The sequence below is a fragment of the Streptomyces sp. NPDC051286 genome (assembly GCF_044455345.1).
Classification (GTDB): domain Bacteria; phylum Actinomycetota; class Actinomycetes; order Streptomycetales; family Streptomycetaceae; genus Streptomyces.
Genome location: NZ_JBITER010000012.1, coordinates 178862 through 188158, shown reverse-complemented (window position 1 = coordinate 188158; position 9297 = coordinate 178862). Strand labels below are relative to the sequence as shown.

At 66.8% G+C, this 9297-nt stretch carries 6 protein-coding genes; 1 reads left to right on the top strand and 5 read right to left on the bottom strand.

The window, feature by feature from the left end; all coding sequences use genetic code 11:
- Positions 1–441: 441 nt before the first annotated feature.
- The 3 genes from ACIBB8_RS15515 to ACIBB8_RS15505 all read right to left on the bottom strand — a co-directional run bounded on the left by ACIBB8_RS15515 (position 442) and on the right by ACIBB8_RS15505 (position 3692).
- Complete coding sequence (locus ACIBB8_RS15515) at positions 442–1710, bottom strand: MFS transporter (protein WP_398952246.1); 1269 nt, start codon at positions 1708–1710, stop codon at positions 442–444.
- 124 nt (positions 1711–1834) lie between these two features.
- A complete protein-coding gene (locus ACIBB8_RS15510; RefSeq protein ID WP_398952244.1) occupies positions 1835–2917 on the bottom strand; it encodes an inositol-3-phosphate synthase in 1083 nt (360 codons plus the stop codon).
- Positions 2918–2984: 67 nt separating this feature from the next.
- Entirely contained in the window at positions 2985–3692 is a 708-nt protein-coding gene (locus ACIBB8_RS15505) for a helix-turn-helix transcriptional regulator (RefSeq protein ID WP_398952242.1), read from the bottom strand.
- A gap of 811 nt (positions 3693–4503) precedes the next feature.
- Here ACIBB8_RS15505 and ACIBB8_RS15500 point away from each other — a divergent pair.
- Entirely contained in the window at positions 4504–6810 is a 2307-nt protein-coding gene (locus tag ACIBB8_RS15500) for a transglycosylase domain-containing protein (RefSeq protein ID WP_398952268.1), read from the top strand.
- Positions 6811–7106: 296 nt separating this feature from the next.
- Here ACIBB8_RS15500 and ACIBB8_RS15495 read toward each other — a convergent pair whose 3' ends face one another.
- Positions 7107–8297 (bottom strand): IS110 family transposase, encoded by a 1191-nt coding sequence (locus tag ACIBB8_RS15495; RefSeq protein ID WP_398952240.1) that lies wholly within the window; start codon positions 8295–8297, stop codon positions 7107–7109.
- A gap of 376 nt (positions 8298–8673) precedes the next feature.
- Positions 8674–9123, bottom strand: a complete 450-nt coding sequence (locus ACIBB8_RS15490) for a hypothetical protein (RefSeq protein ID WP_398952238.1) — start codon at positions 9121–9123, stop codon at positions 8674–8676.
- Between the last annotated feature and the right edge of the window lie 174 nt (positions 9124–9297).

The window sequence follows — 9297 nt, the reverse complement described above, 5'->3', positions numbered from 1 at the left end:
TTTTTTTTTTTTCAGGCACCCCCTCTCACCCAAAACAGCCGCGGGGGGGGGGGGGGGGGGGGGGGTGCCCGCGCCCCCCCCCCCCCCCCGCGGGGGGGGGGGGGGCGGCGGCCGCCCCCCCCCCCCCCCCCCCCCCCCCCCGACCCGCAGCTACCGGCACCTGCCCCGGAAGAGGGTCAGCCCGTCGACTTCATCGGTGTCAGACAGAGAACCACACTGGTCCGGCTCTTACGGCTGCCGGAGGTTACCGGGATAGCCGCCGTACGGCTGCTGACCCTGATGCGGCGGATACGGCTGCTGTTGCGGGTAGCCGTACACGGGCTGTTGGGGTGGGTACGGCTGTTGAGGCTGCTGCCCGTATGGTCCAGGACTTTGCTGGGGCGGGTAGGTCATGTGGGCGCCCCCGCGGATCGTGCGCCGCTCTTCTTTGACGCGCGCACGCTATAGCACTTCACTGACACGGCTCCACCGGAACATCGTCACGGCGACGATCCCGTAGAGCAGCGCAAGCCCGATCACCACTGTGGCCGACTTCCCGTCAGGAGGCAGTGCCACAGCGGCTACTGCGGCGGCGCCCACAAAGGCCACGTTGAACAGCACGTCGTACAGGGAGAAGACGCGACCGCGGAACGAGTCGTCCACCGAGGTCTGCACCACCGTGTCCGTCGCGATCTTCGTGCCCTGAGTGACGGCTCCGAGGACGAATGCCGCGACCAGCATCGGTCCGGGAGCGAACCATAGTCCGAGCGCGGGTTCGAGGACGGCAGCCGCGGCGGCGCACGTCGCTATCCAGCGGAACCGGCCGAGCCGTCCAACCGCCCAGGGCGTCAGCACGGCCGCCGCGAAGAATCCCGCTCCCGAGGCGCCCACGGCCAGTCCGAGCAGGGCCAGACCGCCGGATTCGCTGTCGGACCAGGCGTACCGGCACAGCATCAGCACCATCACGGTCAGCGCCCCGTAGCAGAACCGGATCACTGTCATGGCGCCCAGTGCCCGTGCGGCGTCCGTCCGTTCCGCTAGATGGCGCAGCCCGTCGACGAGTCCGTGCGCGGTGGTGGCGAGCGCGTCCCTCAGTCGGATAGGACTGCCGTTCGTATCCGGTCCGAGGAGTCGGGTGGCAAGGCTGAGGGAGGCCAGTGCCGAGGCGAGGTAGAGCCCCGCGCCCAGCAGTACCACTGCGGCATCCGAGTCCGCAGCCACAAGGCGTACGGCGAAGGCGAGGCCGCCGCCTGCCGTGGCGGCGAGCGTGCCCGCGGTCGGCGAGAGCGAGTTGGCCATGACCAGCCGGTCCCTGTCGACGACCCGCGGTAGCGCGGCCGAGAGTCCCGCCAGCACGAAGCGGTTCACCGCGGTGACGCACAGCGCAGAGGCGTAGAAGAGCCAGTCGGGTGCGGTGCTGAGGATCAGCAGGGCGGTGCAGCAGGCGAGGGCTGCGCGCAGCAGATTGCCGTAAAGGAAAACCTGACGGCGCTTCCAGCGGTCCAGCAGGACGCCGGCGAAAGGGCCGATGAGCGAGTACGGCAACAGCAGCACAGCCATCGCGGAGGCAATGGCCGCCGCCGACGTCTGCTTCTCCGGGGAGAAGACGACGTGCGCGGCGAGGGCGACCTGATAGACACCGTCGGCACACTGGGAGAGGAGCCGTACGGCCAGCAGACGACGGAAGTTCCGAAGGCGCAGGAGTACGCGCAGATCACGTACGACGGGCATGTGGGCAAGGGTCACATACGTTGAGGGTCCCCGGGCGGATTGCCCGGGGACCCTCAACGAGGCGGAAGCTGAAAAGCGTTGCCACTCATCGCCCTGCCGCGTTCACACGCCGTTGTCGGTCGTGTCAGCGCTCGACGTCGCCGTTGATGAACTTCTCGACGTTCTCGCGGGCCTCGTCGTCGAAGTACTGGACCGGCGGGGACTTCATGAAGTACGAGGACGCGGAGAGGATCGGGCCACCGATGCCACGGTCCTTGGCGATCTTCGCGGCGCGCACGGCGTCGATGATGACACCGGCGGAGTTCGGGGAGTCCCAGACCTCGAGCTTGTACTCCAGGTTCAGCGGAACGTCACCGAAGGCGCGGCCCTCGAGGCGCACGTACGCCCACTTGCGGTCGTCCAGCCAGGCCACGTAGTCCGACGGACCGATGTGGACGTTGTCCGCACCGAGCTCGCGGTCACGGATCTGGGAGGTGACTGCCTGCGTCTTGGAAATCTTCTTGGACTCCAGGCGCTCACGCTCGAGCATGTTCTTGAAGTCCATGTTGCCGCCGACGTTCAGCTGCATCGTGCGGTCCAGGATGACACCCCGGTCCTCGAAGAGCTTCGCCATCACGCGGTGTGTGATGGTTGCGCCGACCTGGGACTTGATGTCGTCGCCGACGATCGGGACACCGGCCTCGGTGAACTTGTCCGCCCACTCCTTGGTGCCGGCGATGAAGACCGGGAGGGCGTTGACGAACGCGACCTTGGCGTCGATGGCGCACTGCGCGTAGAACTTCGCAGCGACCTCGGAACCGACGGGGAGGTAGCAGACGAGAACGTCGACCTGCTTGTCCTTGAGGACCTGGACGACGTCGACCGGGGCCTCGGCAGACTCCTCGATGGTCTGGCGGTAGTACTTGCCCAGGCCGTCGTGGGTGTGGCCGCGCTGGACGGTCACGCCGGTGTTCGGAACGTCGGCGATCTTGATGGTGTTGTTCTCGCTGGCACCGATGGCGTCCGCGAGGTCGAGGCCGACCTTCTTCGCGTCGACATCGAAGGCGGCGACGAACTCGACGTCACGCACGTGGTAGTCGCCGAACTGGACGTGCATCAGACCGGGCACCTTGCCGGCCGGATCGGCGTCCTTGTAGTACTCGACGCCCTGCACCAGCGAGGCGGCGCAGTTGCCCACGCCGACGATGGCTACGCGAACCGAACCCATTCCGGTTGCTCCCTGTGTTGAGTGTTCTCGGTGATTCCGATGAAGGCCCTGCGGAAGTGCCGGGACTTCACTTGGCGGTGTCGTCGGACGGATCCGGCGGGGTATGACCCCGGTGCCGGGGCAGGCCGTCCGTTTCCCCTGCTGTGTTCTGCTGAGCGGAGCCCTCGGGCGAGGATCGTCGCTGATCCCGTCCCAACCGCTCGCTCTCGATGAGCTCGTTCAGCCAGCGCACTTCGCGCTCCACGGATTCCATGCCGTGTCGCTGCAGCTCAAGCGTGTAGTCGTCGAGTCGTTCGCGGGTGCGTGCCAGAGAGGCGCGCATCTTCTCCAGGCGCTCCTCCAGCCGACTGCGGCGGCCTTCCAGTACGCGCATCCGCACCTCGTGCTCCGTCTGTCCGAAGAAGGCGAAGCGGGCTGCGAAGTGCTCGTCCTCCCAGGAGTCGGGGCCGGTGTGCGAGAGCAGCTCCTCGAAGTGCTCCTTACCTTCTGCCGTCAGCCGGTAGACGATCTTGGCGCGCCGTCCTGCCAGTGAAGAGGCCGGGGCGACCGCACGTCCGCCGGCAGGCGGGACCTCTGCCGGACCGTTTCCCGGTTCCTCGATCAACCAGCCGCTGGCCACCAGCGTCTTGAGACAGGGGTAGAGGGTGCCATAGCTGAAGGCGCGGAAGATCCCCAACGAGGTGTTGAGGCGTTTGCGCAGCTCGTACCCGTGCATCGGGGACTCACGGAGCAGACCGAGTACGGCGAATTCGAGGATGCCGGAGCGTCTGCTCACCTTCGCCTCCTCCTTCTCCGAGTGCTCTCGCGGAACCTTATGCCGAGCTGATGTATCGACTCGATACATCACGACGATAGATCGCTCACCGCGATGCGACAAGGGGGGGCACCGTGAACGGCGTCACATCACCAATTCGTAGGAAGCGACTTGCGTGATTTGAGGTGAACTTGGGCCCTAGGTGGGTTTTGACCGTGCGTAGTCTGTGCGGCATGCAGACCACCGGGAACCGCGCGGCGCCCCCGAGCGTCAGTCGTCGCGGACTGACCGGACGCGCTGCGGATGAGCCTGTCGCAGGGTCCGTCCGTAATTCGGGGGGACCGGATCTCAACTGCCGCTTCCAGGCGCTCTCGCCTGCCCGAGGAGTAGTCGTTCGATGAGCGAGCACCGTCGCAAGACGCAGCAACCGCAAGGTGGCGGGCGTGCCGCGACCAGACGAGCCGCCCAGCAGTCCACAGGACGCCGCGCAGCTCCGTCACGTGGAGTAACTAATGAGTCACCTTCCGGTTCGTACGACGACGAGAGTCCGTACGGCGGGCGTGCCGCGGCCAGACGAGCCGCACAGCGTGGTAGCGGGAGTCGGCGTGCCGCCGAGGGAGGTGGCGCGGGCCATGGCGGCGGTGGTGGCCGACGCCGCGGTGGTGGCGGCGACGGGTACGAGGGTCCCGGTCGGGGCCGTGGGCGCGGCAGTCAGCGTCCCGTGAAGAAGCGCTTCATCGACTACCCGCGCGCCGGGAAGTACGGAGCGCGGCGCTGGGTGCCGTCCTGGAAGCTGGTCTCCAGTCTCTGTATCGGCTTCCTCGGCCTTCTCATGGGTGTTGCCGGGCTGGCATACGCGATGGTCGGGACGCCCAAGGTGAAGGATGCCGCCAAGGCGGAGAACAACGTCTACTACTGGGCGAACGGCAAGCAGATGATCGCCACGGGTGGCGAGACCAACCGTCAGATCATCGACTATTCGCAGATTCCCGCAGCCATGCGCAACGCCGTCATCTCGGCGGAGAACAAGTCGTTCGACACCGACAGCGGCATCGACCCGATGGGTATCGCCCGGGCCTTTTACAACATGGCCAAGGGTGGACAGACCCAGGGCGGCTCAACGATCACCCAGCAGTACGTGAAGAACTCGCGTCTCTCTCAGGAGCAGACCCTGAGCCGGAAGTTCGAAGAGCTCTTCATCACGATCAAGGTCGGCAAGACGGAGTCCAAGCGCACGATCATGGCCGGCTACCTCAACATCTCGTACTACGGACGAGGTGCATCGGGGATTCAGGCGGCGGCGCGTACGTATTACGACAAGGACGCCAGGGATCTGGACCCGAGCGAGTGCGCCTTCCTGGCCACGCTGCTCAAGGGCGCGACCTACTACGACCCGGCGGGCGCGCCCGAGATCGATCCTGAGCAGGCCACTGCGGCGAAGAACCTGGCCCGGGCGAAGACGCGCTGGTCCTGGATCCTCGACGAGGAGGTGAAGGACGGGGCGATGACTCAGAAGGAGCGCGACAAGTACACGGAGTTCCCCATGCCGAAGCCGCCGAAGCAGAACGCGCAACTGGGCGGTCAGATCGGCTATCTCGTGGACCTTGCCAAGGCGAACTTCCTCAACAGCAACACCAAGGGCGTCACGGCGGAGAAGCTGGCCCAGGGCGGCTACGAGATCCACACCACCTTCGACGAGCGGAAGGTCAAGAAGCTCAACGCCGCCGTCAAGAAGGTCTACGACACGAAGATCGATCCGAAGGCGCGTCCCACCAAGGACACACACGTCCAGTTCGGTGGCGCGTCGGTGAATCCGGCCACCGGAGCCATCGCCGCGATCTACGGCGGTCAGGACGCGACGACTCACTACACCAACAACGCCGACACCACCGGTGCGCAGGTGGGTTCGACCTTCAAGCCGTTCGTGCTGGCGGCTGCCATGGAGTACGGCAAGCGTGACCCTTCAGGCCCGCCGGATCAGGACGCGTCGCAGCGCACGAAGGTCTCCCCGAAGAGCATCTACAACGCCGACGACAAGCTGAAGATCAAGAAGTACAACGGCGAGATCTGGACCGACGAGAACGGCAAGGAGTGGCTGCAGGCCAACGACGGCCACAAGTCGGAGGGCAATATCACCCTTCGTGAGGCGATGCAGGTGTCCGCCAACTCCCCGTACGTTCAGCTCGGTATGGATGTCGGCACCGACAAGGTGAAGGACGTCGCCATAGCCGCGGGTCTGCGTGACGACAAGTACATGGCGGACGCGACCGTTCCGTCGTTCTCCATCGGTACGTCCCAGCCGAGTGCGATCCGGATGGCGGGGGCGTACGGCACCTTCGCCAACAGCGGGATGCAGCACGACCCGTACTCCGTCGAGGAGGTCAAGCACCGCGGTGAGGTCGTCTATCAGCACAAGAAGGTGAACAAGCGTGCCTTCGACAACATCATCGCCGACAACGTCACCGACGTACTGAAGAACGTCGTCGAGCACGGGACCGGGACGCCTGCCAAGCTTCCCGGTCGTGACGTCGCGGGCAAGACGGGTACGACGGACGAGAACAAGTCCGCCTGGTTCGTGGGATACACCCCGCAGCTGTCGACCGCCATCAGCATGTACCGGCTGGACGACAACGAGAAGCACAAGAACCGTCAGTTCGAGAAGATGTTCGGTACGGGTGGCGAGGAGAAGATCCACGGTGCTTCGTTCCCGGCTCAGATCTGGCATGACTACATGGCGGACGCGCTGGAGGGGGAGGACGTCCTGACCTTCCCGAAGCCGGAGCCGTGGGGCGAGACGCTCTACGGGGGCGGCGCCCCTTCGCCGAAGCCGACCATCGAGCCTTCGGAGACCGCCTCCACCACGCCGTCCACGACACCTTCGAAGACGCCCTCCTCCCCCACGCCCAACCCGAGCGACAGCTGCCGGCCGTGGGACCGGAACTGCCAGAACAGCAGCGGGGGCAACAACGGAGGCAACAACGGAGGCGACACCGGAGGTAACTCGGCCATCGGCGGCGGAGGCGGATCTCCCACTCCGACCGACGGGACCACGTCTCCGGATACCTCGTCGGGCGGCGGGGGCAACGGGCACGGCAACGGGAACGGGACCGGCGGTTTCTTCGGAGGACCGGGCGGCTGACGTCCCTCCTGCCGGGTCAGGGCCCCGGTGAACGGGTCGGCAGGAACGCCGGGGCCTCGCGGGCGGTGCGCTGGCACCACTCGCCGGTCGCGGTGAACGAGTCGTGGCTGGCTCCGGTCATCGCACAGGCCGTGTTCCCCAGCAGGGTGGACAGCCGGTACCGCTGGCCCTGGCGGCCGCGCGGATCCGGGACCTACTCCAACTCCACCAACAGATAGCGGACTTCACGGTCCGAGAAAGCGACGAGCACGGCATCTCGTGGACCTGGGAGTGTAGAGAACATCCCAATGCCCTTGTCAAGCCGCTGTCGTGACTGGTGGTGCTGCCTGATAGCACGCTCCGTCGCGGATCATCGCCCACAGGACGTTCACTCGTCGCCGCGCGAGCGCGATCAGGGCCGGCTTGTGCCCCTTTCCCTCGGCGCGTTTGCGGTCGTAGTAGGTCCGCGATGCGGGGCAGGATTTCAAGCTGGCCATCGAGGAGAGGTAGAAGACCCGCAGCCGGCCGCGGTGGTAGCGGCGGGGGCGATGAAGGTTGCCGCTGACCCGACCGGAGTCCCGGGAAGCCGGGGCCACGCCGCCGTAGCCGGCCAGGCGGTCCGCGCTGGCGAAGGCATCCAATTCACCGCCGGTGGCAGCGATGAACTCGGCCCCGAGCTGGCTGCCCATCCCGGGCAGGCTGCGGATCACCTCGGCGTGCGGGTGCTCGCGGAACCGGGCCTCGATGAGAGCGTCGAGCTCGGCGATCTCATCGTCGAGGGCCGTCACCGCCTTGGCCATGCGGATCACCATGGCGGCGACGAGCTTCTCTCTGGGCAGTGCGGTCTGCTGGGCCTGCGCCGCCTCCAGAGCGGCCTTCGCCAGGATCTCGGCAGTTCGGACTTTGCGGTTGCGCAGCCAGGTCTCGATGCGCCTGGCGCTGGCGCGGCGGATGACGACTGGAGTCTGATAGCCCGTCAGGAGAATGACGGGGTCCTTGTTGGTCAGGTCCAGCGGGCGTTCCAACGCGGGGAAATATTCAAGCAGTTGGGCGCGAAGACGGTTGATCTGACGTGTGCGGTCGCTGACCAGATCGGTGCGGTGGGTGGCGAGGATGCGCAGGTCGACCGCTATCTCGTCGCCGGGCCGCAGCCGGCCCAGGTCACGGCGCATGCGTGCCTGATCAGCGATGACAAAGGCGTCTTTCGCGTCAGTCTTGGCTTCGCCGCGGTAGGTGCCCGAGGCGCGGTGGACGGCCAGGCCGGTGAGGTAGGCCATGGGCTGGTCGTGGTTGAGCAGCAGGCCGACCAGCAGCGCGGCACCGCCGTGGTTGATGTCCACTGCCCACAGCACGTCCTGGTCGATGTCCAGGACGTCGAGGATCAGCTCCAGCAGGGTCGCTTCGTCGTTCAGGACCCGGCGGGAGAGCAGCCGCTCGCCCCGATCGTTGAGCACCACGCAGTGGTGATGCTCCCTGCCGATGTCCACTCCGGCCCAGATCCGGGGCACGGCTACCTCCGTCAGCTCGTCGTCACAAATCGATCCAGCAGACGACCTCGCCGACGTAGTCCTACAGAGCGATCAAGTCGCACATCCCAATTGGCGGTCGAGCGTCGCGGGGCCCCGGGCGGCCATGTTCTCTGAGCCATCCCATCGGCTCCTCCATGACAGCCATACCCAGTACCCCTGGGCCGACCGATCTTACGAGTGACCAGTGCAAACCCGCCCTTGAAAGGTAGGACTCCGTGATCCGCAGGAGCCGTGCTCGCCTCATGCCCGAGGCGGCCCGCGTGACGGCCAATCCGCCTCCACGATAAAACCGGGGCAGAGGTCAAACACTCCGGAGCCCTGGGTGTCTGTCGACAAATAAGTGGTGCGCGTCGTGTCAGCTGGGTTTTGACGTCATGGACATGCGGTAGTCCGCATGGTCGGAGGGGTCGACCATGCGGACGGTGAGGCGCTCGCTGGTGTGCCCGTGCTGCTCCGGGAGTGGCTCGATGGCTGTGAGGACGGTCCGGATGTAGGGCTCGCTGAGGTGGAGCAGGTGGGCGATCGACGATCTGAGGATGCCGCGCTGGTCAAGGACGGCTGCCCATGCCTGGTGTTCGAAGGTGAGCTTGGGGCGGCGGCGCGGGGCGGCGAGCCCGCCGGGGCAGGCGGCGTTCAGGACGCGGCGGACGGCCGCCGCACTCGGCGCGATGCGCACGCTGAAGACCGTCGCAGCGCGGGCACCGAGCCGGGCGAGCGTCTCCTGCGGAGCATGCGATGCCCGCTGGCCGATGGCGGCGAAGGAACGTACTCCGGTCAGTACTGCCGAGCAGGACACCAACGGCACGCTCACGAACCTGCTGACGGGTGGGCGACTTGATCAGGCAGACGGTGGCAGACTGACGGCACATCGAAGTGGGGGGGGGTTGGGGGGGGGGGGGGGGGGGGGCGGCGGCCCCCCCCCCCCCCGGGCGGGGGGGGGGGCGGGCGGGCCGCCGCGCCCCCCCCCCCCCAGCCCAGT

Excerpts from the sequence above, each read along its gene's own strand:
- ACIBB8_RS15500 (WP_398952268.1), top strand. The coding sequence starts at position 4,504 with ATGGGTGTTGCCGGGCTGGCATACGCGATGGTCGGGACGCCCAAGGTG.
- ACIBB8_RS15510 (WP_398952244.1), bottom strand. The coding sequence starts at position 2,917 with ATGGGTTCGGTTCGCGTAGCCATCGTCGGCGTGGGCAACTGCGCCGCC.
- ACIBB8_RS15515 (WP_398952246.1), bottom strand. The coding sequence starts at position 1,710 with ATGCCCGTCGTACGTGATCTGCGCGTACTCCTGCGCCTTCGGAACTTC.